We start from the raw sequence: 25323 nt of genomic DNA on the forward strand, positions 1-25323 counted from the left end.
TCATTATTTTTCAAACCATGGCATGGATTACTTGGTGGCGCCGTTGTTCAAATCTTTGATTTGCTGTGCAGCCTTATCCATCGCTGTTTTTGGATCCACGTTGTTGTCCCAGATTTCTGGAAGAGCTGCGTTCACAGGGCTCCATACGTTGCCCATTTCAGGAATGGAAGGCATTGGCTGAGAGTTTTTGGCTTGCTCTGCAAATGCGGATACATATGGATCGTTTTTGATTTGGTCGGCTTCCAAAGCCTCATTGTTCGTAGGGATGGAGCCGACTTTTTCGTTCAGCAGCAGCTGAGCATCTTTGGTCGATGCAAATTCAGCAAACAATTGGGATGCATTTGGATATTTCGTAAACGAGTTTACATACCAAGCTTTGATGCCGGAGAAAGAAATCGCCGTTTTGCCTCCGATGGATGGAATCGGAGCGATGCCCAGATTGTCGCCGAGGGCTTTCTTATAGCCGCCAAGCTCCCAAGGTCCGTTGATATCCATGGCAACGTCGCCGGAGTTAAACAAGCTGCGTTTGATATCCGGATTGATATCGCCGCTCTTCACGGGCAGAATGGATTTCAGCTCCTGGTATACTTTCAAGCTTTCCAAAGCGCCTTCGTTGTTGATGCCGATATCGTCTTTGTCGGTGCCGTTCTTGCCGAAAATGTATCCGCCGGTCGTTGCGATGAACGGATAGTTGAAGTACATATTGCCCGTTTCCCACATGATGGCGTATTTCTTCTTCGCGTTATCCGTAAATGTTTTGCCGAAGGCGATGACGTCTTCAAACGATTTTGGAGCTTCTTTTACAATGGACTTATTGTAGTACAAGGCATAGGTTTCAGCCGCTCTTGGATATCCATACAGCGTGCCGTCATAGGTTACGCCTTGAATGGAAGCCTCTGTATTGTTCTTGGTCGTTTCATCTTTAAATGTATCGTTTGCGAGCAAAAGTCCTGCTTCTACGGCTCTGCCCAGGTTATCATGCGGGAAAATGACAACGTCAGCAGCAAGGCCCGAAGGTCCGTCCTGAGACAGCTTCGTAACTTGGTCCGTCGGTGCTACTTCTTCGATTTTGACAGGTATGTTATATTTTGCAGTGAATTGTTTTGCGATTTCGTCCGTGAACGCTCTCTCGTCTTTACTTTCCCAAACAACGATCGAAGCTCCATCCTCAGGCTTCAAAGCCTCAGTTGTTGTGGATTCATCCTTGTTATCCGTAGCAGGCGCTGTTGTATCTGTATTGGTGCTGGACGTTGCCGGCTCCTCTGCAGTCTTACTTGAGCTGCCGCATGCTGTAATTGAGAATGCCATGGTCAGCGTTGCAGCCAGTGCCATAACCTGTTTCATTTTCATTTCAAAATAACCCCTCTCCGAGATATAAACTTGTACGCATCTGATTTTTAGCGCAAACGATTTCACAAAAAGGATGACGGACCTCTTTTGTATGTATTTAGACCGTATCTCATGAAGATTCTGTCAGGTAAGCGCTTTAATCATGCGTTTATCATACACAATGCGTAATATTTTGTAAAAACGTTTGCACAGTGTATTTTAAGCCATATATGCCTATTCTACGGTTATTATCTTGGAATATCTCCAAATATCACATGATTCCTGTTAATTTCATCTTGTTTTATTGTAGAACGACTGTGGAATAAGCTGGAACTATTACATTATTTTCGTGCATTGACGCGGTGCTGCTGCTGTTTCTGATCATTTTTCCGAAAGAGGACAGGTCTGCTGAATCCAACGGAATATCCTGTGATTGACCTGACAGGTTGTGCAAAACAAGCACAGTTTGCAGTGCACTTCTGCGCACAAAGGCAACGATTGCCGGATTTTTCGTATCCACGCTTTTCAAATCACCATCCCGGAGTGCAGGCAGCTCGTTTCGCCAACGGATCAGGTTCCGGTACGCGGACAATAGGGAATCCGCTTGCCCTGTTTGGATCTCCACATTGGAATTTGCTTGGTCCACACCGCTGACGGTCGGATTTTCCCAGGTGGTCTGTCCCTTTTCCCCACCACTCTTCATCCAGGCAAATGGTTCGCGGATATGCTCATCGGGCTTTACGCCCTGCATGCCAATTTCCTCCCCGTAATAGATAAACGGGTTCCCTGGAAGCGTGAGCAGCAGCGCCGCCGCCATTTTGGCGTGGTTTGTATCCTTACCGAGCTGGCTCATCACCCGGTTCTGATCATGATTGGACAAAAAGACGGCATCGACAAATTGATTTTGGGATTTGTCCATGTAGAACTGGTTGGTTCGTTCCAGCGTGAAGCCAAGATTATTATCCTTCTCCTGCTTGACCGCACTGATTATGCTGTCGGCGAGGTTAAAGTCAAAGGCTGAATTGAACGCGCCGTCCACATATGGGGCAATAACCGCTGCTGACTTCTCCCATATCTCACCGACCATATAGGCTTCCTTGTTCACGCTATTCATGCTGCTGCGGAATTCCTGCCACCATGCGGTGTTTTTGGCTGTAGTTGCCGTACCGCGGTCGCTTTGCAGATTCTCATAGATATGCTTCGCTCCATCAACCCGAAAGCCGTCAACGCCAAGCTTCAACCAGAACTGTCCGATGTTTTCGATTTCTTTGCGGACTTCCGGATTATCGAAATTGAGATCAGGCATCCCTTCCCAGAACGTGCCGAGATAATGAGTACCGCCGCGTTCAAACCACGGATTCCCGCTACCGGCAGCGCTCGTACCCGATGGACTGATTCCCTGGTCCTCTGCCCATACGTACCAATCGCGGTATTTGCTGTTTTTGTCTTTGCTAGCCTCAAGAAACCATGGATGCTTCACACTGGTATGATTGACAACAAGGTCCATAATGACCTTGATTCCACGCTTATGCGCTTCCTCCACCAGCTTTTTCATGTCCTCCAGCGTTCCGTAATCAGGATTAATATTCCGGTAATCGGTAACATCATAGCCATGATAGCTTGGCGACGGATTGACCGGCATCAGCCAGATTCCGCCTATCCCCAAATCATCATGGGTATCCGGATTACCGTCATTGAGATAGTCCAGCTTCTCCGTCAATCCCTTGAGATCGCCGATCCCGTCTCCGTTTGAATCATAAAAAGACCGGACGAATACCTCGTAATACACGGTCGAGGACTGCTCATGAATTGCGGCTTGCGTCCCTTTTCCGTTTTCGGACGTGGATGCCCCTTTTACCTGTGATTTGTCTGATGGCTCCGTCTGATTCACATCTGTACCCTGACTCGTTTGCTGTTCTAAAGGCACGGCTGTTTTCCCACCGCTGCTGCATCCGGCAAGCAGTGAGCCTGTCAACATCACTGCTGTCATACCTGTTCCCAAACGCTTGAATGCCTTCGCATGTGATTCTTTTAACTTCGGCTTTATCAACTTTGGATTCATGCCATCCTCCTTGGTTAGAGAGCTTTATGATGCTTTCTTATTACGCAGAATACGCTGAACAAAAACGTTTGCGCAACCATTTTCTCTTGATATTTACATTTCCATCCGTAGAATGGCCGGTTCCAAAACAAATTTATGCCCTTACTTTACCTATGCTCGGGTTTTAACAGGTTAGGATCATGCTTATGCCTCAAAATTAGCATTTTTTTGCTATTTTCTGTGAATATCACTTGGGACATGAGGAACCATATTTACAAGCCCCAGGGATTTGGATTAAGATATCAAGTGTAAAATAGCACAATCATGGGAACTGGCGTTCCTGTACAATTAAGAACGCAAACGGTTCCACAGGGAGGTAACAATGTCTGTAACGATAAAAGATGTCGCCAAAAAAGCGGGCGTTTCCCCCTCCACCGTGTCCCGTGTGCTGTCGAACAACACCAGAATCAGCCGTGAAACATCCCAGAGAGTACGGGATGTGATGGAGGAGCTCGGATATCATCCGAACATTATGGCCAAAAGCCTTGTCTCGCGGACCACGGAAAGCATTTGCGTGATCCTGCCGAAGCCCGCTGAAGAGCTGTTTCTGAATATGTTCTTCATGGAGCTGATCCGCGGGATCGTCACCCAGGCCAACCGCTCGGGATACGATGTACTGATTAGTTCCGGCGGCAGCGAGCAGGAGGAAATTGAAGCGGTATCACGCCTTCTGAAAGGAAAACGGGTCGATGGAGCCATACTGCTGTACTCCCGCAAGGATGATCAGGTTGTTGAATTTTTGAAAAATAACCAGTTTCCGTTCGTCCTGGTCGGACGAAGCGAGAAATTCCCCGACATTCTGTCCGTGGATAATGACAATGTCCAGGCCGCCTACGATGCAACCAAGCATCTGATCTCGCTCGGTCATCAGCGCATCGGCTTTGTCAGCGGTCCGCCGAACCATATTGTATCGCGTGACCGCATGAAAGGTTATGTCACCGCGCTGGAGGAAGCCGGACTTGAGAAGCGTAAGGAATGGATCGTCGAAGGCGAATTTTTGCAGGAAAGCGGCTACCGTGCCATGTCCTTTTTCATGAATCTTCCCGAGCGGCCAACCGCCTTGGTCGTGGTGGATGATCTTGTGTCCCTCGGCGTTTTACGCGGATTGTATGAGCTCGGCTACAAGGTTCCCGAGGATTTATGCATTGTCAGCTTTAACAATCTTTCGATTGCCGAACTATCGACACCACCTGTCAGCAGTATGGATATCGGCATTTATAATCTGGGATATACCGCTTCGCAGGCATTGATTCAATCCATTCAGCATGATGGGGAAAGACAGTTCCAAAAACGTCATATCATCCCGCATCGGCTGGTTATCAGGGAATCATCGTTATATTCGCCGCCTAAAAAGCCATAATCATAACTGGCACTTCTGCCAGCAATTATACAAACGTCAGCCAGACCACCCGTTTTTCCGCCTGGCAGAACCTTTTTAAAAATTACCTCTTGACGACCGGGCCTGTTTGACGTTATTTTCACAGAAGAAGAACCTTTCCTTATTTCAGGAATCATTCTCGAGAAATAGTGAATTATGTTATAAAATATACACAGACTGGATTTCGTGAAATCCGTAAACAGGTGGAGCATCTTTGGTGCTTCATTTATTTTCAGAAATTGTTCAAACGTTTGCACAACTACCAAGGAGGACTTCTTCCATGACACTTCATACTCCAATTCGAGCTTGTCTGTTTGATCTGGACGGCGTACTTGTCGATACTGCGAAATATCATTTTCTGGCCTGGAAACGGCTCGCCGAGGAACTTGGCTTTACTTTTACAGAGCAGGACAACGAACGTCTAAAGGGCGTGAGCCGTATGGCTTCGCTCGATATTTTGCTTGAGATTGGCGGAGTATCGCTTGATGACGAGACGAAGCTTGCGCTCGCCGAGAAAAAGAATGGATGGTACGTAGATTATATATCGCATATGGATGAATCAGAGATTCTTCCGGGTGCACTAGCGTTCTTACAAGAGCTGAAAGCAGCCGGCATTCTCGTTGCTCTCGGTTCAGCCAGTAAAAACGCCATGACAATCCTGAACAACACCAAGATGGTACCCTACTTCGACGCCATTATTGACGGAACGAAAACGGCCAGTGCCAAGCCTGATCCGGAAGTATTCCTGCTGGGCGCGAAAGAGCTGAATGCCAGCCCTTCCGAATGCGTCGTGTTCGAGGATGCCGAAGCCGGCATTGAAGCAGCGATCCGCGCTGGTATGCGCAGCATCGGAATAGGCTCCAAGGCTACGCTTGGCCGCGCTGATGAAGTCGTTCCCTCCCTGCAGGAAATGTCGATCAGCCGACTGACCGGTATTTTCCCGGCTCAATAATTCGGGTTATTTCCCTGGAAATCGAAAATAAATGACATCAAGTCTTCGCAAAATACAGAATACAACTATGTTTATTTCGAAATAAGCTACCCTACTATGTCTTCAAAGGAGCCGGTTACTGTGAAGCAATATTTAAAGCTCGATAAATGGAACATCATCGAAGAGGATTTTCAGCTGCATCAGCATGAAATCTCTGAAAGTATTTTCAGCATCGGAAATGGATATATGGGCCAGCGCGCCAATTTTGAAGAAAACTACAGCGGTCCATCGCTGCAAGGCAGCTATATGGCAGGCGTTTACTATCCCGACAAAACACGTGTCGGCTGGTGGAAGAACGGCTATCCGGAGTATTTTGCCAAAGTCCTGAACAGCACCAACTGGATCGGTATCAACATTGATATTGACGGACAACCGCTGGACCTCGCCACCTGTACTGTTAAAGATTTTTCGCGGGTGCTGAACATGAAGGAAGGTACGCTTTCCCGCAGCTTTACCGCTGAACTGGAGGGCGGCAAGGAAGTTCGCGTTGAATCACTGCGCTTTGTTAGCATGACCCGTCATGAAATCGGCGCGATCCGCTATGCCGTTACCCCGCTCAATTTCAGCGGAACGCTTACCGTAACTCCATACCTGGATGGTGACGTACAAAATAAGGACTCTAATTACGAGGAAAAATTCTGGGCAGAGGTCTCTAAGGAATTCGGTGAAAACGATGCAGCATTAACCATAAAGACCAAAAAGCTCGACTTCCATCTCACCTCGGTAATGAAGTTTGAAATCAGCAAAAACGGTGAACCACTGACTTTTGAAGCTGAACAAATTGAAAAAGAAAAATACGTGGGATCCCGCGTACAGATTCAAGCCGCCGAGAACGAACAGATCGTTATTTATAAGTATGTGGCCAATGTTACTTCCCGCGACTTTGGCTTTGGACAGCTGGTCGATGCCGCGCGCGGTGCACTTCAAAGCGCTGTAGAGGCCGGATTTCAGGAACTGCATAAAGAGCAGATTCAGGCATGGGCCGACAAATGGCGCGACAGCGATATCGTGATTGAAGGCGACGTGGCTGCGCAGCAGGCGATCCGCTTTAACATTTTTCAGCTGAACCAAACCTACAGCGGCGAAGACGACCGTCTGAATATTGGACCGAAGGGCTTTACCGGTGAAAAATACGGCGGCAGTACCTACTGGGATACCGAAGCTTATTGCCTGCCGTTCTACCTGAGCACAGCAGACGCTTCCATCGCCCGCAACCTGCTCATCTACCGCTATAAGCATTTGGAAAAAGCGAAGGAAAACGCGCGCAAGCTTGGTTTCACCAAAGGCGCCCTCTACCCGATGGTTACCATGAACGGCGAGGAATGCCATAATGAATGGGAGATAACCTTTGAGGAAATCCATCGTAACGGCGCCATCGCCTATGCGGTTTACAACTACGTGAATTATACTGGAGACTTCGATTACCTGGGCCAATATGGTCTGGAAGTTCTCGCTGAAATCGCCCGATTCTGGGAGGAACGCGTTAACTATGTGCCAGCCAAAGATCAATATGTGATGCTCGGCGTGACAGGTCCGAACGAATACGAAAATAACGTCAACAACAACTGGTATACGAACCGCATCGCCTCGTGGACCATGGAATATACACTGGAAGTGCTGGATTACCTGCGCGAAAATGAGCCTTCCCGTTATAATGAGCTGGTGGAGAAGCTGCATTTGACCACAGAAGAAACAGAGAAATGGCATGAGATTATTGATAAAATGTACTACCCTTACGATCCTGAGCGCGAAGTCTTCCTGCAGCAGGACGGCTTCCTGGATAAAGATCTAACGCCTGTAAAGGATCTCGATCCCAAGCATCTGCCGCTGAACCAAAACTGGTCCTGGGACCGGATTTTGCGCTCTGCCTACATCAAGCAGGCCGATGTCCTGCAGGGTCTCTTCTTCCTGGGCGACCGCTATGATCTGGCCACGAAGAAGCGCAATTTCGACTTCTACGAGCCGCTGACGGTACATGAATCCTCCCTCTCCCCTTGTGTACACTCCATTATGGCGTGTGAGCTCGGTTACAAGGAGAAGGCTTATGAAATGTACCTGCGTACCTCGCGCCTTGATCTGGATAATTACAACAATGACACCGAGGATGGATGTCATACGACCAGTATGGCCGGTACGTGGATGTCCGTTGTTCACGGCTTCGGCGGCCTGAAGGTCAAAGATGGTGTTCTGCAGCTGAATCCGTTTAACCCGGGTCACTGGAAGTCCTTCTCTTTCAAAGTAATGTTCCGCGGCTCGCGCCTCAAGGTAACGGTTGGCGAACATGATGTGATTGTGGCCAACGAATCCGAAGTGCCTGCCGATATCAACGTGTATGGCAAAGATTATACGGTCGGCGGCATGGGCAATGTAAAAGTCGCACACTAAAATAGAGACTTCTATCGACGTACTTAGCAAGAAGACGGACCATAAAATGCGGTCCGTCTTCTTGCGATGATTGAATAGCAGCGCTGAAAAATCATGCATTCTATTTTTATAAAAAGAGCCGTCTCACGCGGGACGGCTCTTTTTGCGCGCTGTGATAAAGAAAAAGCGGCACAAGCTTAAACGCTTGTGCCGCTTTTCTATTGCAGGTATGCCATGGAGGGCACTTTATCCCGCTTTATTAAGCGCTACCGGATCTGAACCAGAATGTATAATAAAGGTATTCGTTACTCATGGATAGAATATGAATATGCATAAGTAAAAAACAATGCAGGTGAATCCGATGAAATTTCTACCTATGTTGCGAGATGAACCGATATGGCTTAGAGTCGTTTGGGCATGTACGATTATAACCATGATTGTCCTCTTAATCATCAACCGATGGAAATACATTCCTTTATGCACTTCTATTTTTTATCTCTTTTTTTCTATCCGCCATTGGAAGAACAAAGAAGAAAACAAACGTATTCCTTATCTTATCGTTGCTATATTATTCTTCATAAATTTTCTGCAGATGATTGACGTGTTATGATTCAATCCTCATCAAAAAACCGTAATCCCTCACAGGACTACGGTTTTCATTTTTCCATATGTAGTTGTTACACGGCCCGCTGTGCATCAAATGGAGGACGGTCGGAGGGTTTGCCGAACAAATAGCCTTGAGCAAGCTGAATGCCGGAATTGCGGCAAAATTCAAACTCCTCCCGGCGCTCAATTCCCTCAGCAAGCACTTTACCGCCAAATTTTTCAGCCCGGTCAAGGATATTCAGGATTTGATCCCTTTTGGCAGCGTCCTGATCACAGCAGTCGATCAAGCTGCGGTCAATTTTGACATAGTCCGGTTTCAACATCGACATCACTTCCATTGTCGAGTAGCCGGATCCCACATCGTCCAGTGCCACCTTCATCCCATGGTCGCGATACGCCTTGAAAATTTGGAGGAGGTGATCCATGTTAACGATTTTTTCCGTTTCCACCACTTCAAACACAAAGTCTTCAGGGTCCAGGTGCAGCCGGTCAATGGTTTTAAAGGTATGACTCAGGCAATATTCAGGATTATATATGGATGATGGCAAGAAATTAATAAAGCGTTTGATGCCTTTCGGCAGCCATTCCGCGCTGGTCTCAATGGCCGAAATTCGGGCTGCCCGGTCCAGGAAGGAGTGCATCCCGGTTTCCCTGGCGATTTCAAACAAAAGGTACGGTTGAAAAGGGATACCGTTTGGCGCAGGGCGCAGCAAAAATTCGAAGCCGACTATATTTTCCGAAATATCGACAATCGGCTGCATATGGCTTGAAAATTGCCCCTGCTGTATAATGTCGACCACGTTATAATGATTCATTCTCGCCCTCATCTGGGCGAGTGAGATCCAAGGACTGCTGCTTTCATCCCGCCCCCGGCCTGTAATGGAAATGGACGTTGCCTCCACGATTTCTGCCGGAAGCATATAGAGGCTATGCATCAGTTCGAGAAGTTCATCCTTCGTATCGTAGAATACAATGATATCCTCAACGCCTGTTTCCGTTACAAGTTGTTTTTCATGGATTACTGCAGATACCAGATGATGTCTAGGCTTGAATCGGACCCTTCCTTGATCTTCTACAGGTTGTATGGGGGCGCATCCGCTGCAGTTCATGTAGTTCCTCCTTGGCATATTTTGCCGAAAATTGTTGATTTGATTATAGCACGGTGCCCACAATTTGTGTGTGAGGTTTTGTTAATTTTAAACAATAATTTAACAAAACAAGGCCGACGGTTAACCTTAACCGTCGGCCTTGTTCTTTGGCTATAACATATGTCACATATGACTTATGGGATCAAAATTTGTTGTCCGATTTTGAGGCCGCGGACATTGTTGATTCCATTTGCTTTTGCGATTTTTTCCCAATCTACGCCGAACTGAAGTCCGATGCGGTAGAGATTGTCACCCTTTTTGATCACATAAACCTTGCCGTTTGTAGACGGTTTGGTCGGTTCAGGTTTAGGCTCAGGCTTGGTTGTCGGCTCGGATGGCTTTGCCGGAACCGTAGGAACCGAAGGAGTTTGTGGCTTCTCTGGCTCTGCCGGAGTCGTCGTTGGAGGCGTTGTTGGCTCTGTGGAAGGAGCTGCTGCACCTACGGACAGATCCAGGCCGTATTTGGCAAAACCATTTTCAGCGGCACCAACATACGACATATTCTTGCTTTTCGCTACCAAATCCTTAGCATCCGGAGAGGAAGTGAACGTTACATCCAGCTTCTTGTCGACCTGAGCGAACGACCAGTTGTTGTCCGCGGAAGGATTGATCGTTTCATTCTCGCGGATGTAGTCAATAATAACCTGACGGTTTTCGTCCGGAGCTGCCATGATAATGCGCTTGCCATCCGGATTGGCCAATTTGGAGGACGAAGCACGGTAGTTGTTTGTTGCCACAACAAATTTTTGCTTCAGATCGATTGGCTTGCCGTTATACTGCAGGTTTTTGATGCGGTTGGCATCGGCGTTAACCAAACTACCTTTAAGATCATATTTCACCGGCTGAGTCACATCGATTTGGTACGTTACGCCATCAATAACATCATAGTTGTATGTTGGGAAATCATTATTGATAAGCGGTTGTTCCGTTGTTTTGGAAGGATCGATCTGGTTGAACTGTCCTGCGGACCATTCGAGCCAGTTTTTCACTTCTTCGCCAGTCACGACTACAGCGTGTACAGTGTTCGGATACACGTAAAGGTCGGAGACATTCTTAATCGCGATGGTTCCTGCCGGAATATTTGTATAATAAGAAGCGCCTGAGCGTCCGCCTGCTTTAAATGGAGCTCCTGCAGAGAGAACCGGAAGGTTTTCGTATTCGGTACCTTTCAGGTTCTTTTCAACATACCACTTTTGCGCGTTGGTCACGATCTGGATAGACGGATCATCTTGTACAAGCGCAAAGTAGCTGTTAATTGGTGCCGTGGTTTTGCCTACAGGGCCGCGAACGTAATCGATGGTTGCGTCATGCTCTGTTTTAACAGCGTCTACGATCTCTTGATCGGCATCCACCAGAGCTTTTTTAGTGGCTACATCATAAACGGCACGAGTTTCGGTTTTGGAGTCGCTTACCTTCCACTTGCCATCTACCATTTCGAGGTCCAGATCGATAATGCCGAGGTGGTCACCCCAATATCCAGGTTCAACAGATGGCACGCCATTGATGGTACCTTTGTCGAGATCCACGCCTTTTTTGCCTTTAAACTCAGCGCTTGGGAATGTTTTATGGGCATGTCCGAACATGATCGCATCGATGCCTTCAACCTGGCTCAGGTACAGAACGGAGTTTTCCATCAGCTCGGTTTGCGGAATATCCTCAAAACCGGAGTGAGGAATCGCGACGATAACGTCGGCTCCTTCTTTTTTCATCTGAGGGATGAATTTTTTAGCTGTTTGGATGATGTCTTTTGCAATAACCTTGCCTTCCAGATTGGCACTATCCCACTGCATGATTTGAGGAGGTGCAAAGGCGATAACGCCAACCTTAACGGTTTGCTCCTTGCCGTTCTCATCAATCACTTTCTTGTCCAGTATGGTATAAGGGGTAAAATAGTTTACATCATTGCTGTCATCTTTATCCCCGTCGTCTTTGTAAATATTGGCGTTAACGATCGGGAAGTTTGCTCCCTTTTCAGCCAGCTTCAGGAAATCGAGTCCGTAGTTAAATTCATGGTTCCCTACGCCGCCCGCATCATAACTCATTAAATCCATCGCTTTATATACCGGATGAGTTTCGCCCGGCTTGAGCGGGTTTACTTTAGCCACGTAATCTCCGAGCGGATTGCCCTGAAGGAGATCGCCATTGTCGAACAGCAGGCTGTTTTTTGCTTCTTTACGCGCTGCATTGATCAGGCTGGCTGTTTTGGCAAAGCCGTATTCGTCTGTTGGCTTGTCTGCATAGTAATCATAGTTGACCATGTTCACATGCAGATCCGATGTTTCCATCAAACGGAGCTTTACTTTGGAGCTTGTACTTCCGTCTGCGTACGCAGAAAACGGGAGCGCCAATACGTTGAATGCAACGGCGGCGGCGGCAATACTTTTTACAACTTTTTTACGGGACTTCGACATTTTACCCCTCCTAAATATATGTACCTCAAAAGTACAATGCACGGACCGTTTTGTAACCGTTCTCTAAAATAACCACCGGTTAAATCCTTCTATGGTCCAATAGTAGTTTATATCGATTCCAACCCAAAATAAAGACAAAAACACCCATTTGTAAAAAAATAATACCTGGGACCCTGTCCCAGGTATTATACAAGATTTTACATACTGAATTTTAGTTCGAAAACACTAGCTCAAATGGCTTTTCTACTCAATCCACTCATGCTTTTCCCCGTTGTCCGATGTGTATTCAATCCGCACCGGCTTGATCTTAAGAATGACATAGTCCGGGTCCTCGGGGCCTGAAAATGTCATTTTGAACTCCGGTTTCCAGATCTGCTTGCGAAGTTCATCATTATCCGAAATACTGCAGACGCCTTCGATTTCCACGACATCCTTGGTACCGCCCTTCTCATATCCGAGAAGCAGGGAAACATGCGGATTTTCCTCAAGCTCCTCCACCTTATGGGTTTTGCGGTCGGTCACCATATGTATGCTCAACCCCTGATTATAGAGCGCCATATAGCGCTGCTTTGGCCGATTGCCTTCAACGGTGGCAAAGGAGCAGAATTCATTATGATCCATAATTTTCGCAATATTTTGTTCCATTTCAATTTTAGCTTCCATTCGCTATCATTCTCCTATCCATTGATAAATAGCTTTCATGCACGTATATGTAGTGTACCCTTTCCGAATTTGGATGAACCGTTCAGGAGAATTTTACAAGAATCGGTGACGCAGGAGATATGGCTTGGTATGATGAGGATGAGAAAACGTTTGTCATAAATACTATAAGAAGGAGCTCATCATGAAACGGTTATTATGGATAGGATGTTTATCCTACTTTCTGATTGGTCTGGCCCATGTCGTGCTCGGTTCAGTACTTCCTGTACTTCTCGAGCATTACGGCCGTGAATACAGCGAAGGCGGGACGCTTATTTTCACCCAGTTTGCCGGTTTTCTGGCAGGGGTGCTTGTCTCTCCTTTACTTAATAAACGATTCGGCAAAAGAGGCGGTTTGCTGATTGCGGTTTCCCTGCTTTGCGCAGCCGAGCTTGCTTACATGCTCCTGCCACCGTGGGGGTGGTTGTACCCTATAGCCGCATGCGCCGGTTTTGGCTTCGGCATGATTGAGGCAGTGATCGGAACGATTATTATTGCAGCCATTAAGGAAAAAACGGCGGTGGCCATGAGCCGTCTTGAAGTCTTTTTCGGTGTGGGAGCCATGCTCATGCCGCTCATCGCAAGCGGATTAATTACGCAGGGCTGGTGGCGTTTTTCCTTTCTCGTCATTTCTCTGTTTTCACTTGTCACCTTTTTCTTCTGGACCAAAAGCTCCTTTGGTGAAACCATTGATGCCGAGCTGGGCATGAAGCAGCTGACAGCATCCATCAGCGGTTCAAACACCGAGATTATTAGTGAACCCAAGAAGCCTTTTCCCTATCAGGGTAAATCCTTATGGATTCTGCTGATGTTCATGCTGTTCTTCTTTATTTATGTCGGGACTGAGATGAGTCTTGCCAACTTTATGCCTGCCATATTGATTGAGAAGCTTGGTATGAAGGAAGCCGGAGCGGCGCTCAGCGTCACCTGTTTCTGGATCGCCATGTCTGTGGGACGGATTTTCGCAGGTACCGTCGCTGAACGCATTCATTACCGGGTATACGTATTTTTCAGCTGCGCGGTGACGCTGGTTCTGCTGGCCATTTTCCCTCTTACCTCAAGCGTCTGGTCAGCCTTTACCGTTATTTTGCTGCTTGGTCTGTTCATGTCCGGCATTTTCTCCATCGCTCTTGTCTTTGCGAGTAAAATGCTTGCGGGAAGCGAGGAATCCACGCCGAGCATCCTCATTGCTTCCGGAGGGGTGGGTGGTGCGCTGCTTCCACTGGTTATCGGCTGGTGCATGGATCATCTCCAAGTAAACCAAACGGCCTGGCTGCTGGCGGTCTTCACGCTTTTCATGGTTGCTCTAAGCTTTGCGGCATTCCAGATCCAGCGCAAACAGCGCGCATATAAAGAGCAGCAAGTGATTCAGGCTGGCTCGTAGCCAAAATAACTAAATCACCAATTCGTAGCTGCAAGCCATCCATCTTACACTTTAAAGCGTCCCGGATCCGGGACGCTTTTTTCACTATGCAACCCTTACCTCATCTTGGATATTCCACCACTGATCAGATTCACCTTAATATCAATGTTATCGATACTGCTTGGATCCAAGGCTATTTTTTCCTTGGTGTTCAGCTTATGCCACTCCTTCGGCATACTGCGAAAGAATTTTGCCGATAGCCCATAAGCATCCACGTTCATATCCAAGCCCTTCAAGTAAGTCTTCATAATTTCATCTTTAATTTCCTTAGTAGCCTGCAGTTCAAGCTGTCTCTTATGAAGGCTGGTGCTCAATTGCGGGAGCGTGGCCTGCATGGATACTTTGATGTCGAACGCGGGCTTGCCCTGTTTCAGCTTTGGATGTACGGAGGTTTTAAGCTTATTCATGACCATCAATGCCTTTACTTCCTTTTCTTCCTTGATCACCAAGGGCGTCCTTTTCGTCCTTTTCTCCAGCCATCGAAGCCCTAATATATCATTGCCCTCCAGGCAGCCCCGGTATTGCTGATTATCCAAAAAACAGACTCCGGTCATGCTGATGTTAGGAGAAGGCTTTTTGTTGTCGTACCAGCCTGACTTAATATCCAGATAAGGCAACAGCACCGTCTCGCCTTTCTCTTTCCACTTCCTTATAAAGTTGTACAGATACATCGGAGCGATGATTGAGTTCTGTTCATACGTATGCATTGGGCTATTAAGCTGCGAGTAGATCACGGATAAATCACTGATTGATGCCGTATTGAGCACTTCATCGATAGGTTCCTTGGTCGCCATGGTCCAAACCGTATAACGAAATTCATAATACCGGTCCCATACTTCCAAAACCTGTGTGATTAAGCCGCCCTTCAAGGCCGCCTCGCTAAATACAATCGTTTTCACATTGCTCCAGACAATCCTTTGCGGGCTTGAATTGTACAGATTAAAGATCGCGGTATCAAACGAATCTCCCTCTGCTCTTCCTACGGACGTTTTCTGCGCCTGAGCCTGCCCCGACTCTTTCTTGGCAATGCCGCTGAAGTTAACCATTTGGATATAAACCACGACTTTGTCCTTTACATAGTCAACTCCGAGTGTATTTACGTAAATCATATGCTCGATTTCCCTTGCACCCCAGCAGCCCGTCAGCAGCGTGGAGAAAAGCGCGGTGACAAGAATGCATCGGATTATTTTCATGCCCATTCTCATCCTTTATTTTCCGAGTTGTCTGTGAATTTCCCTTTGCCCCACGGTATTCTGAAAAAAACTTTATATACGTCCTTGAAGCGCGGCGGAGATATAGGAGACAGATAGTAGGTGCCGAACGAACGCAGATTAACCAGAAAGAGGATCAGAGCCATAAGACTTATTAACGTACCAAACAGCCCTAGAATTCCGCTCATTAAGAGTACGGCAATACGAACCAAGCTGACAACGCTGACCAAAGACTGGTTCACGAGCGTAAATGTGGATAGTACGGAGATCGCTGTAATCACAATGGTTCCGGGGGCAGCAATGCCCGCGCTGATGGCTGCCTGACCGATAATTAACCCGCCCACAACCGAAAGCGTCTGCCCAAATGATGAGGGCAATCTCATCCCCGCCTCCCGGAAAATCTCGAACAAAAGGAGACTGACCACTGCTTCCAAAGGAGCCGGAAGGGGCACGCCTTGTCTGGAATTCACTATGGTTGCAAGTAAAGTAAACGGGAGCTGGTCCTGGTGGAATGTCGTAATTGCCGTCCAAAACCCAGGCAGAAATATGGAGAGAAGCACCCCGCATACTCTTAAAAACCTCGTGAATGCAACAAAGATATTAACGTATTGGGCGTCCTCCGATGTATTGAGCAGAAAAGTAAAAGTCGCCGGTCCTATAATTACTGTCGGTGAACCGCCCATCACCAGTATAAACTTGCCGTGAAGCAGCGAATTGACGGCATAGTCCGGCCTTCCCGTGTAAGACATCAGCGGAAAAAAGGAGAACCCCATCAAAGTTTCTTCCAGCTGGGTACTGCTGACGAGCCCTTTGATTTGTACACGAGACAGCTTGGCCTTAATCTCATCGAGAACATGCTGCTGAACCGTGTCTTTGAGGTATAACAGATGAACTTTTGTAGCCGTTTGAGACCCAATCGTGAATTCTTCAACCGCCAGCAGCTCGGTCTTGATCCTTTTCCGAATCAAAGCAATATTGGTAAATGTATCTTCCGTGAAGCCATCTCTGGGTCCCCTTGTCGACACTTCCGTATTCGGTTCCTCCGGCGTCCGTTTGGGCGGATCGGCCAAGGTCACGGAGTAGAATTGATTCGAGGGCTTAAAGATCAGCAGGAGATCACCGTTCAGTACGGTTTCTGTCATCGATGCTTCCACCTGATCCGTTTGAAGGTTGTTCATGTGAAATGGGATCTTTTGCTCTAGATTCATTTCACTCGTTTGGAAAATATCCTCCGGAATATTTTTTAATTCGGGTATGATGTATTGCTCCACTTTATTGACATCGCATAGTCCCTCGCAATAAACCAGGTGCACGGTATAGTCCGAATTCGACAAAGGGATTGTCCTTCTCTGAATGTCCGCGCTTGAACCGAATAGCCGTAAAGCCGTATCTTCAAGTGTTTGGTTTTCCTTTTGATCATGCTCCTTCAAGACGTCACCTTCCCCTTTCGGTGGGCCAAACTCACCAGCCCGGCAATAATCACTGAAAATATCAGCACTCCCCATAAAGAAAACGGAAGCACGTAAAAAGACATCATCTTTAGGAAGAATTTATCGCTAAAAGGAATGATTGAGAACACGGTGACGGCCAAAAATATGCAGCCCAGTACCCATATCTTCCCCCTCTTGCTTTTAATTCGGAATATATCGAGGATAAGGAACATGGCCAGGGAAATCCGCAGAAATGCACCGCTGAACCACTGGTACACGCTGAAAAAGTCCAGATGCTCGATGTACCGGCCAATCATCAGCAATCTCCATTCCTCATACGCGGGAAAGCGGAGCTTATCGGCTTCTTCTGCACCAAATTCAACAATCGCGCCGATAATCGGACCCATCGTGAGACCCAAGAGAAGCAGAATCATGATCATAAAGGATAGATATGTCAAGCGCGACCTGATGTGATGCTGCAAAAACAGAAGCATGATGACCTCAACAAAACCGGTTCCTGCATATACAGCCCCGTTCCAAACCGGCTGAATGCCGTGTTCCAGCATCGGCCGTAATAAGGAGTAATCCTTATGAGGCGTGTTCGACAGCATTACAAAAAAACCCAGCACAACCACAAAGGGCAGCAGGATACCTGCGGTATGGGCCAGGGAATGGATACCCAAATAAGCGTTTATCGCTGAAATCAAAAGGAACAAGAAGGTGAACACTACAATGGGCGTCTCCGGAGAGAAGGTCAGATGGATCCAGTACACGGTGTCTCTGGTTGTAAGCGTACATATGGAAAATAGATATATGCCCATGATTCCTGCAAACAGGTGGCCTACAATGGGATGGTAAGCCTTCGAAAGCCATTCAAACAGATGCTGCTTATTGGTTTTGGTGCTGCTGATTTGCAGGATGAAAATCCAGACCAGCGCACATGCACAAGCCAGAAGCACGGAAATCCAAGCGTCCCGCTTAGCTGCATCCAGCATAATAGGAATGATGATAACATGATTCAGAAGGCCTGTACTGAGCATAATGATCATGACGGATTGCGCAAATGATATGGGTGCTTTTATTTTCCTCATCCTCCTAAATAGACCAGACCTCTCCTCCATCCTTATAATGGCATTTTCCTGAAGATTTATACGCCTTCTTTTAGGGCCATGGCGAGAATGGATTGAATTCCACCAGAGTTAAGACTATAATACACATTGATATACCCGTAACTTCATAAGAATCCGGGGTGCTGGAATTGGCCGGCTGAGATTGTATCCCTCAAGATACTGACCCTTAAACCTGATCTGGGTAATGCCAGCGTAGGAAAAGCATCGTCATGGCGCTTCGCCATGCCCATCTTGCGCCCTAAGCGTCCCGTATACGGGGCGCTTTTTTGTTGAATGATAGAGTCATTGGAAGACATAGTCTGTCATGATTCTGTTATTCATCTCTCAGATATGGAAGGAAACGATTCTGCTGCAATGAAGGGGAGAAACCTGGTAAGGAGAGAGAAAACAATGAAAACGAAGAAAATCGGGCTGCTTCTGCTAGCCTTTCTGCTCATGCTGGTAGCTGCCGGCTGTGGAAGCAAGAACGCCCAAACGACGGATGCGGGCAAACCATCCGGTGAATCATCCTCCGCTGCGGATGGAACTGAAACCAAGAAGCTCAAGGATGTGAAGGTCGTCCTGGACTGGACGCCAAATACGAACCATACCGGATTGTATGTGGCTAAAGATCAGGGTTACTACGAAGAAGAAGGCCTGAATGTCGAAATCATGCAGCCCGGCTCTGGTGGAGCGGATGCCATGGTGGCATCCGGCAAAGTGCCCTTTGGCGTCAGCGTTCAAGAGAACGTGACCCAGGCGCGTACGCAAGGCGTGCCTTTGGTATCGATCGCCGCCATCATTCAGCATAATACATCCGGTTTTGCCGCTCCGGTGGACCGGAACATCAAGAAGCCAAAGGATTTTGAAGGCAAAACCTACGGCGGCTGGGGCTCGCCTGTTGAGGAGGCCGTGATCAGCTCGATCATGGACATCGACAAAGGCGACGTGAGCAAGGTCAAAATCGTTAATATGGGCGAAGCGGATTATTTTACAGCCGTGAAGCGTGATATCGACTTCGCCTGGATCTTTTACGGATGGACCGGTATTGAAGCCGAGCTGCGAAAACAGCCGCTTGATATGCTGTATGTGAAGGACTTCTCTGACAAGCTGGATTACTATACACCGGTTCTGGTCACCAATGAGAAGCAGATCAAGGAAGATCCGGAGCTTGTGAAGGCCTTTATGCGCGCCACTTCTAAGGGTTATCAGTATGCGATCGACCATCCTGAGGATGCCGCTAATATTCTGATCAAGGCTGTGCCTGAGCTTGATAAGGACCTGGTCATGGCCAGCCAGAAATGGCTCAGCCCGAAATACAAGGACGATGCAGCGCGTTGGGGCGAGCAGAAGGAACAGGTGTGGAAGGGTTATTCCGATTGGATGTATGAGCATAAGCTGCTCGAGAAACCGCTTGAGGTTAGCGGCGCTTATACCAATGACTTTTTGCCTTAAGATGTAGGCTCTGTTCTTTACCCTAATAATGTGCTTGATAGCCGCTGCGGTTACTGTTATCCACCTAATAATGATGCCTAAATCTTTTATAAATATATTTCTTAGAAAAGGAAGTGATCGGGTATGGCACATACCCTGCTCAGCATTCAAGTTATTCCCAAGACCCCGAACAATGAAAATTCCATTCCCTACGTGGACCGTGCGATCGAAGTCATTCAGCAGTCCGGTGTAAAGTATGAGGTGCATCCTCTCGAAACAACGATGGAAGGCGAGCTGGAAGAACTGCTGGAGGTTGTACGCAATATGCATACGGCCTTGGTGGAAGCCGGAAGTCCAAGCATCATCTCACAGATTAAAATCGCCCATAATCCGAGCGGCATCAGCATGGAGCGTCTAACGGAGAAATACCGTCCATGAGACGTTGGTGGAGTCATGTGTGGCCGCCCTTTGTGGCGGTCCTCTTCTTTTTGACCGTATGGCAGCTGTGCACCTCGCTGTTTCATATCGAGCAGTGGATTCTGCCCTCTCCGGCGGATATCGCGAAGCAAACGGCTGATGGAGCCGGAGATTTATGGGGCCATGTCTGGGCTACAGTCAGACTGACCTTGGAGGGCTTTATCATCGGAACCGTCGTGGGACTGATTATCGCACTTATTCTTCATATGATTCCTTTTCTCAAGTCGGCACTATATCCGCTGCTGATTTTAAGCCAGAACATTCCGACAATCGCGCTCGCTCCGCTGCTGATGATCTGGTTCGGCTTCGGACTGCTGCCCAAGCTGATCGTCATCACGCTCGTCTGCTTCTTCCCGGTTGCCGTTGCAACGATGGGCGGGCTGAAGCAAACAGACCGGATGATGCTGAATTACATGCGGATGATCGGCGCGAGTAAACAGCAGATCTTTACCAAGCTGGAGCTTCCGCATGCGCTGCCTTCGATATTTTCGGGTATTAAAATCGCGGCAACCTACAGCGTGATGGGTGCAGTCATTGCCGAATGGATCGGAGCCGATAAAGGCATCGGCTATTATATGATGCTGCAAAAGGCAGGATACCGCACCGACCGCATGTTTGTCGCCATTATGATCATTGTTGTACTGAGCCTGCTGATGTTCGGACTCATCGCCCTGCTGGAAAAATGGCTCGTGCGCTGGAAACCGAAGCAGGAAGGCTAATGCCGTGGCTGCAGAAAGGAGCTCTTTTACATGTCAATTTCAGAAGAAACACGAATTGCTGCCCATTCACCCGCAGCTCAGTCTGAGCTGCCTCCCGCTCTTGAAGCCTCTGGCATCAGCAAGGCCTTCCGGACCAAACGAAGCAGTCTTCAGGTGCTGGATAATGTGTCGCTGACCGTTCAAAAGGGGGAGTTTGTCTCCATTGTTGGTCCATCCGGCAGCGGTAAGAGCACGCTGTTCCATATCATTGGCGGCCTCGTGAAGCCGGATACGGGAACCGTGCATATGAACGGCACGGAAGTGACCGGTCAGCAAGGGCATATCAGCTACATGCCCCAGCAGCCCGCACTTTTCCCATGGCGGACCATTGAGGATAATGTGCTGCTCTCGCAAGAGGTGCAAGGCACTGTCGACAAAGAAACCCGTGAGAAGGCCCGCTATTGGCTCGACAAAGTCGGGCTGGGCGGGTTCGAGAAGGCCCACCCCCATACGCTCTCGGGCGGGATGCAGCAGCGGGCGGCTTTCCTGCGCGCCCTGCTCAGTCCGCAGGAGCTGATGTGCCTGGATGAGCCTTTCAGCGCGCTCGATGCGCTGACGCGAAGCGACATGCAGCGCTGGCTGCTGGATATCTGGGAGGAAAGCCGGCGCTCCGTGCTTTTTATCACGCATAATATTGAAGAAGCCCTCCTGCTCTCCAGCCGCATCTATGTCTTTTCCGGCCGTCCGGCCTCGGTGCTGCAAACCGTTGATGTGCCGTTTCCGCGGCCCCGCCGGGAGGAGATCATCGAGCATCCGGATTTTATCAAGCTGAGACGGGAGCTCTCCGGCTGGATGCGGGAAGAGCAGCGGAAGATGCATCATCAATCCTAGGCAGGATTAACTACAGACAATATTAAAAAGGGAGCCCCTGGTCAAACGACCTGTGGGACTCCCTTTTTTCCGAGTTATAAATAAATATCTAGTTTTCTACTATACAAAAGCTCCCGCCGTCACGATGCTCTGGTACGTTGCATTGACGTTCATTGGACCTGCCTCCGGCACGCCGGTCTGGTCGTAGAGCAGCCGCTCCGCTTCCAGCTCCTCAAGCCTGTCCACGCGCCCTTCGACGTAATCCAATACGCGGTCCTCTGCGGACCGGATACGTGCAAGAAGACCGCCATAGCGGATATCGAGCACTTCCCAGCCGAATGGCTTATACGTCTCCATCCACATGCGGCGATGCGCGACGCGCAGCTCATCTGCACGGTGATACAGCTCAGGCAGCGCCTCTTCCGCCAGGCGGCGCAGCTCGCTCTTCTGTCCTTCGTCATAGAAGCGCTTGAGCTGCACGCCCATCGTACTCTTCAGCGCAAGCACGCGCGCCAGCTTCTCGTACATGCCGAACAGCTGATCGAAGGGTGCGTCCAGGGCATCGCGGTAACCGCCCAATTCCTTCGCCATCTCTTCGTAATAGCCCGGCAGAACCGTTTCCGTATCCGGCTCGATATGCTTGTCGAACAAGCCAATCAGCAGATCCTGCCATAGCAGGTATTTGGACGGGTTAGCCATCCAATAGTTCTCCGGCAGGACGCCTGGTACTTCATCCATCAGGCTGAGCGCCACCACAGGCTTAAACAGATCTGCACCGGTACAGGCGTTAAGGCGTTTTTGCAGATTGTCATGATCTACGTCATTTCCATATCCATGCTCAGCAAACAGCTGCAGACCCGGTAAAATGGTGAGATGATTGTTCTCGTTCCCATTATCTGCCCAAGCCGTCGCGAGTACCTCATCCAGCTGCTTGGTTTTGGCCGCGCGCAGCGCCGGATGGCTGATATTCCACGTCTTGCCGTAGTTCGGAACGATGTTGTTCCAGATATGAATGCCTCCGGCAAAGATTGGCTTGGAACCGAATTTCAGATGCTTTTCGTACATCAGGCCGTAGCCTTCCTCATCCGCCTTGCCGTAATCCCAGTATACGAATTGGACGCCTTTCGGAATCTGGTCCATCTTATCCTCGGAAAAGTCGGCGTTTATGTTATACAATCCGCCTTGCGTGTCGTTCGACAGCAGATTGAAGTACATATCGCTCCAGATCATCGGCTTCAGGTCGTAGCGCTCCGTAATCTCCAGCACCTTCGCCACATGCTCGTTCATCAGCTCAAAACGGTTGTGGTAGCCGTGCTTGCGCAGATAATTTCCGAGGCCTACCTGAAATGCTTCGTCCATTCCGATATGAATACGCTTGGTGCGGTAGGTTTTGGCCGCGGTAGCGATCATTTGCTCTATAAATTCATAGGTCTTAGGCTCACCGACCAGCAATATATCCTGATGGTCCTTCATACCCCCTGCATAATTCCATTTTAGCGCCTGCGCCAGGTGGCCAAGCGTCTGGATGCATGGAATCATCTCAATGCCGAGCTGATCCGCATATGCATCGCATTCCTGCAGCTCTTCCACCGTATAACGTCCACGCATATATCCGAAATAAGGCTGCTCCTTCACTTCGAAGGTATCCTCGGTGTACATCATCAGACCGTTCAGCCCCATCAATGCCATGTAGCGGATAAACCGCTTGACCATTGGAACCGTCAATACCCCATTGCGGGAAACATCCAGCATCGTGCCGTTAAAGCTGAATTTCGGCTCCTCTGTAATTTCAAAATGATCCTTCTCCCCTGCATGCTGTACGAGCAGACCAAGGGCACGGAAAAAGTGGATTTTATCCTGATAGCGGATGGTACCTTTACCATCCTGAAGCTTAACTAAGATCGGACCAGGTGCCTGAAGCACCTCAACCGGAAGCCCTGTCGCATCCAGCTCTATATGTAATATTTCCGACAACTCTGCCATGCCTTCGGTAAGTCCGCTGGTTTGTCCGTAAACGTGAATCTTCACTGCTTCTTCCTCCTCTGAACCGGATGCAGTGCCATAATTTTTATACACTGCTATGGCAAATATGGCAAACATCTTGATCTATGTACTATAGCATTTTAGGAGGGGGAGCGGTACCGTAGCACAAGCTTTTTTGCCCCTTCGCAGCAAGTTTCCATTTTTGTTCACAAAAGTGTTTTTCAGAATCCATACGGAATAATTTCAGCCTCAGCTGGGGATCGTTGTATAGGAGGTGAATCTATGAAAACCAGAGTTGAAACGTTTCTGCTGCTGCTGACCATTCTTTTGTCGTCTATTCCGACTACTGCCGCAGCGGCCGGCGATCAGCCCAAGGAACCGAAGCTGCTGCTGTACCAGGATATCATGATGGAACTCCTTCTTCCCGATATTCAAAACGCCGTGAATGATTATTATAAACACCGATTGGCCGAGAACCCGCTCGTCTATCCGTACCAAATTGAAATCCTTCAGGCTAAACGGGTTAATGGCGGACCGGGAGACCGTGGATTCCACTTTTCCATTACGCTGGAGACGATGCCTGTCCTCGGACCGCATATTACAGTCGGGAAGGACCGGATGACCTTCGAGGTCTCTCCCCTCTATCCTGACAAAATCAAGCTGATCACCTTCAAGCATCTTCAAACCTTCGAGCTTCCTTCCAATATGCAGGAGCTGCTTAAGAGTACAAAAGGAACCCCTTGAACGGGCACGGCAGCACATGAGCATCTTGAGCTATAATGATACTACATCATCATTCTGGAGGTGCTTGATCTATGAATCTGACACAGGGAACTCGCTCTGAACCCTTTGCTCCGCTAATTGATGCGCATATTCATCTGGATTCATACAGTGAAGTCCAGCAGCAGGAAATACTGTCCGGACTGGTGGATGCAGGTGTTGAAGGCGTTATCGCCGTCTCCATGGACCACGACTCTGCCCGTGCTAATCTGCAGCTTGCGCAAAGGTACCCGTCCCTCGTCCATCCGGCTTTCGGATTCCATCCCGAGCAGCCTATTCCTGACGCAGCTGATATCCTTGAGCTTTTCTCCTGGATGAAGCAGCATGCCAAAGACATGATCGCCGTTGGTGAGGTCGGTTTACCTTACTATACGCGCATGGAGGCCACAGAAGCCGGTCTCCCCTTTGACTCCGTTCCGTATGAGGAGCTGCTGGATCGTTTTATTGCCTTTGCCCGTGACCAGGACAAGCCGATCGTGCTGCATGCCGTCTACGAGGATGCCGATACAGCCTGCCGCCTGCTGGCAAAACACCATATCAAACGCGCTCATTTCCATTGGTTCAAAGGATCGCCTGACACGGTGCAGCATATGGCCGAACAAGGATACTACATTTCTTTTACTCCCGATATTGAATATGAAGAGGAGATTCAGGAGCTGGCACGAGTATATCCTCCCTCCCTCGTCATGTCGGAAACTGACGGGCCCTGGCCTTTTGAGGGACCTTTTGCCGGGCAGATGACCCATCCGCGAATGACGGCTGATGTAGCATCAGCCTGGAGCCGGATTCAGGGGCTTCCACTGCCTGAGGCACGCCGGATATTGTATGCGAATGCCAAGCGCTTTTACGGTATATAACTCGTTTGCCATAAGCAGCAAACC

19 protein-coding genes and 1 riboswitch are annotated in these 25323 nt (G+C 48.6%); of the genes, 10 read left to right on the top strand and 9 right to left on the bottom strand.

Annotation, left to right across the window (positions count from 1 at the left end; translation table 11 throughout):
• Positions 1-27: 27 nt before the first annotated feature.
• Both KJS65_RS17210 and KJS65_RS17215 read right to left on the bottom strand, forming a co-directional pair.
• Positions 28-1350 (bottom strand): sugar ABC transporter substrate-binding protein, encoded by a 1323-nt coding sequence (locus KJS65_RS17210; protein WP_213651111.1) that lies wholly within the window; start codon positions 1348-1350, stop codon positions 28-30.
• Positions 1351-1630: 280 nt separating this feature from the next.
• Positions 1631-3391 (bottom strand): alpha-amylase family glycosyl hydrolase, encoded by a 1761-nt coding sequence (locus KJS65_RS17215; protein ID WP_244864607.1) that lies wholly within the window; start codon positions 3389-3391, stop codon positions 1631-1633.
• Positions 3392-3752: 361 nt separating this feature from the next.
• Here KJS65_RS17215 and KJS65_RS17220 point away from each other — a divergent pair, with 361 nt between their 5' ends.
• The 3 genes from KJS65_RS17220 to KJS65_RS17230 all read left to right on the top strand — a co-directional run bounded on the left by KJS65_RS17220 (position 3753) and on the right by KJS65_RS17230 (position 8184).
• A complete protein-coding gene (locus KJS65_RS17220; protein WP_213651112.1) occupies positions 3753-4790 on the top strand; it encodes a LacI family DNA-binding transcriptional regulator in 1038 nt (345 codons plus the stop codon).
• Between the two features lie 298 nt (positions 4791-5088).
• Complete coding sequence (pgmB, locus tag KJS65_RS17225) at positions 5089-5760, top strand: beta-phosphoglucomutase (RefSeq protein ID WP_213651113.1); 672 nt, start codon at positions 5089-5091, stop codon at positions 5758-5760.
• A 120-nt stretch (positions 5761-5880) separates the two neighbouring features.
• Positions 5881-8184, top strand: a complete 2304-nt coding sequence (locus KJS65_RS17230; RefSeq protein WP_213651114.1) for a glycoside hydrolase family 65 protein — start codon at positions 5881-5883, stop codon at positions 8182-8184.
• Between the two features lie 656 nt (positions 8185-8840).
• Here the strand turns inward: KJS65_RS17230 and KJS65_RS17235 are convergent.
• The 3 genes from KJS65_RS17235 to KJS65_RS17245 form a co-directional block, all read right to left on the bottom strand.
• Complete coding sequence (locus KJS65_RS17235; RefSeq protein ID WP_213651115.1) at positions 8841-9878, bottom strand: EAL domain-containing protein; 1038 nt, start codon at positions 9876-9878, stop codon at positions 8841-8843.
• Positions 9879-10051: 173 nt separating this feature from the next.
• The gene (locus KJS65_RS17240; RefSeq protein ID WP_213651116.1) at positions 10052-12328 is read right to left on the bottom strand and encodes a bifunctional 2',3'-cyclic-nucleotide 2'-phosphodiesterase/3'-nucleotidase; all 2277 of its coding nucleotides are present in this window, start codon (positions 12326-12328) and stop codon (positions 10052-10054) included.
• A gap of 243 nt (positions 12329-12571) precedes the next feature.
• Positions 12572-12991 (bottom strand): pyridoxamine 5'-phosphate oxidase family protein, encoded by a 420-nt coding sequence (locus tag KJS65_RS17245; protein ID WP_168929017.1) that lies wholly within the window; start codon positions 12989-12991, stop codon positions 12572-12574.
• A gap of 181 nt (positions 12992-13172) precedes the next feature.
• Between KJS65_RS17245 and KJS65_RS17250 the strand changes: the two genes are divergently transcribed.
• Positions 13173-14411 carry an MFS transporter gene (locus KJS65_RS17250; RefSeq protein ID WP_213651117.1) on the top strand — a complete coding sequence of 413 codons (1239 nt, stop codon included), beginning with the start codon at positions 13173-13175 and terminating at the stop codon, positions 14409-14411.
• 95 nt (positions 14412-14506) lie between these two features.
• Here KJS65_RS17250 and KJS65_RS17255 read toward each other — a convergent pair whose 3' ends face one another.
• From KJS65_RS17255 to KJS65_RS17265, 3 genes are read right to left on the bottom strand one after another with little or no spacing between them, the layout of a single operon-like run.
• A complete protein-coding gene (locus tag KJS65_RS17255; RefSeq protein ID WP_213651118.1) occupies positions 14507-15643 on the bottom strand; it encodes a Ger(x)C family spore germination protein in 1137 nt (378 codons plus the stop codon).
• 8 nt (positions 15644-15651) lie between these two features.
• The gene (locus KJS65_RS17260) at positions 15652-17091 is read right to left on the bottom strand and encodes a spore germination protein (RefSeq protein WP_213651119.1); all 1440 of its coding nucleotides are present in this window, start codon (positions 17089-17091) and stop codon (positions 15652-15654) included.
• Positions 17088-18182 carry a GerAB/ArcD/ProY family transporter gene (locus KJS65_RS17265; RefSeq protein ID WP_213651120.1) on the bottom strand — a complete coding sequence of 365 codons (1095 nt, stop codon included), beginning with the start codon at positions 18180-18182 and terminating at the stop codon, positions 17088-17090. Before KJS65_RS17265 ends, KJS65_RS17260 begins: the two co-directional genes overlap by 4 nt.
• A 144-nt stretch (positions 18183-18326) precedes the next feature.
• Positions 18327-18439: riboswitch (TPP riboswitch) on the top strand.
• Positions 18440-18611: 172 nt separating this feature from the next.
• Here KJS65_RS17265 and KJS65_RS17270 point away from each other — a divergent pair.
• From KJS65_RS17270 to KJS65_RS17285, 4 genes are all read left to right on the top strand, one after another.
• Entirely contained in the window at positions 18612-19655 is a 1044-nt protein-coding gene (locus KJS65_RS17270) for an ABC transporter substrate-binding protein (protein WP_213651121.1), read from the top strand.
• Positions 19656-19778: 123 nt separating this feature from the next.
• Entirely contained in the window at positions 19779-20072 is a 294-nt protein-coding gene (locus tag KJS65_RS17275; RefSeq protein WP_136607900.1) for a thiamine-binding protein, read from the top strand.
• On the top strand, positions 20069-20830 hold the full coding sequence (locus tag KJS65_RS17280; protein WP_136607899.1) for an ABC transporter permease: 762 nt from the start codon (positions 20069-20071) through the stop codon (positions 20828-20830). The genes KJS65_RS17275 and KJS65_RS17280 overlap by 4 nt, the downstream gene beginning before the upstream one ends.
• Before the next feature lie 30 nt (positions 20831-20860).
• Entirely contained in the window at positions 20861-21700 is an 840-nt protein-coding gene (locus tag KJS65_RS17285) for an ABC transporter ATP-binding protein (protein ID WP_213651122.1), read from the top strand.
• A gap of 99 nt (positions 21701-21799) precedes the next feature.
• On the opposite strand, the gene KJS65_RS17290 is transcribed toward KJS65_RS17285, so the two are convergent.
• Positions 21800-23707, bottom strand: coding sequence for a beta-N-acetylhexosaminidase (locus tag KJS65_RS17290; protein WP_244864608.1), 1908 nt, complete (start codon positions 23705-23707; stop codon positions 21800-21802).
• A gap of 237 nt (positions 23708-23944) precedes the next feature.
• Here KJS65_RS17290 and KJS65_RS17295 point away from each other — a divergent pair, with 237 nt between their 5' ends.
• Together KJS65_RS17295 and KJS65_RS17300 are read left to right on the top strand one after the other, a co-directional pair.
• Positions 23945-24406, top strand: coding sequence for a DUF3888 domain-containing protein (locus KJS65_RS17295; RefSeq protein ID WP_213651124.1), 462 nt, complete (start codon positions 23945-23947; stop codon positions 24404-24406).
• Positions 24407-24477: 71 nt separating this feature from the next.
• The gene (locus KJS65_RS17300; protein ID WP_213651125.1) at positions 24478-25299 is read left to right on the top strand and encodes a TatD family hydrolase; all 822 of its coding nucleotides are present in this window, start codon (positions 24478-24480) and stop codon (positions 25297-25299) included.
• Positions 25300-25323 lie beyond the last annotated feature (24 nt).

This window comes from Paenibacillus sp. J23TS9, assembly GCF_018403225.1.
In the GTDB taxonomy this organism is placed as follows: domain Bacteria; phylum Bacillota; class Bacilli; order Paenibacillales; family Paenibacillaceae; genus Paenibacillus_AQ.

Coding starts and splice junctions, on each gene's coding strand:
- KJS65_RS17255 (WP_213651118.1), bottom strand. CDS start 15,643: ATGAAAATAATCCGATGCATTCTTGTCACCGCGCTTTTCTCCACGCTG.
- KJS65_RS17265 (WP_213651120.1), bottom strand. CDS start 18,182: ATGAGGAAAATAAAAGCACCCATATCATTTGCGCAATCCGTCATGATC.
- KJS65_RS17240 (WP_213651116.1), bottom strand. CDS start 12,328: ATGTCGAAGTCCCGTAAAAAAGTTGTAAAAAGTATTGCCGCCGCCGCC.
- KJS65_RS17295 (WP_213651124.1), top strand. CDS start 23,945: ATGAAAACCAGAGTTGAAACGTTTCTGCTGCTGCTGACCATTCTTTTG.
- KJS65_RS17280 (WP_136607899.1), top strand. CDS start 20,069: ATGAGACGTTGGTGGAGTCATGTGTGGCCGCCCTTTGTGGCGGTCCTC.
- pgmB (WP_213651113.1), top strand. CDS start 5,089: ATGACACTTCATACTCCAATTCGAGCTTGTCTGTTTGATCTGGACGGC.
- KJS65_RS17215 (WP_244864607.1), bottom strand. CDS start 3,391: ATGAATCCAAAGTTGATAAAGCCGAAGTTAAAAGAATCACATGCGAAG.
- KJS65_RS17210 (WP_213651111.1), bottom strand. CDS start 1,350: ATGAAAATGAAACAGGTTATGGCACTGGCTGCAACGCTGACCATGGCA.
- KJS65_RS17250 (WP_213651117.1), top strand. CDS start 13,173: ATGAAACGGTTATTATGGATAGGATGTTTATCCTACTTTCTGATTGGT.
- KJS65_RS17275 (WP_136607900.1), top strand. CDS start 19,779: ATGGCACATACCCTGCTCAGCATTCAAGTTATTCCCAAGACCCCGAAC.
- KJS65_RS17235 (WP_213651115.1), bottom strand. CDS start 9,878: ATGAACTGCAGCGGATGCGCCCCCATACAACCTGTAGAAGATCAAGGA.
- KJS65_RS17245 (WP_168929017.1), bottom strand. CDS start 12,991: ATGGAAGCTAAAATTGAAATGGAACAAAATATTGCGAAAATTATGGAT.
- KJS65_RS17285 (WP_213651122.1), top strand. CDS start 20,861: ATGTCAATTTCAGAAGAAACACGAATTGCTGCCCATTCACCCGCAGCT.
- KJS65_RS17300 (WP_213651125.1), top strand. CDS start 24,478: ATGAATCTGACACAGGGAACTCGCTCTGAACCCTTTGCTCCGCTAATT.
- KJS65_RS17220 (WP_213651112.1), top strand. CDS start 3,753: ATGTCTGTAACGATAAAAGATGTCGCCAAAAAAGCGGGCGTTTCCCCC.
- KJS65_RS17270 (WP_213651121.1), top strand. CDS start 18,612: ATGAAAACGAAGAAAATCGGGCTGCTTCTGCTAGCCTTTCTGCTCATG.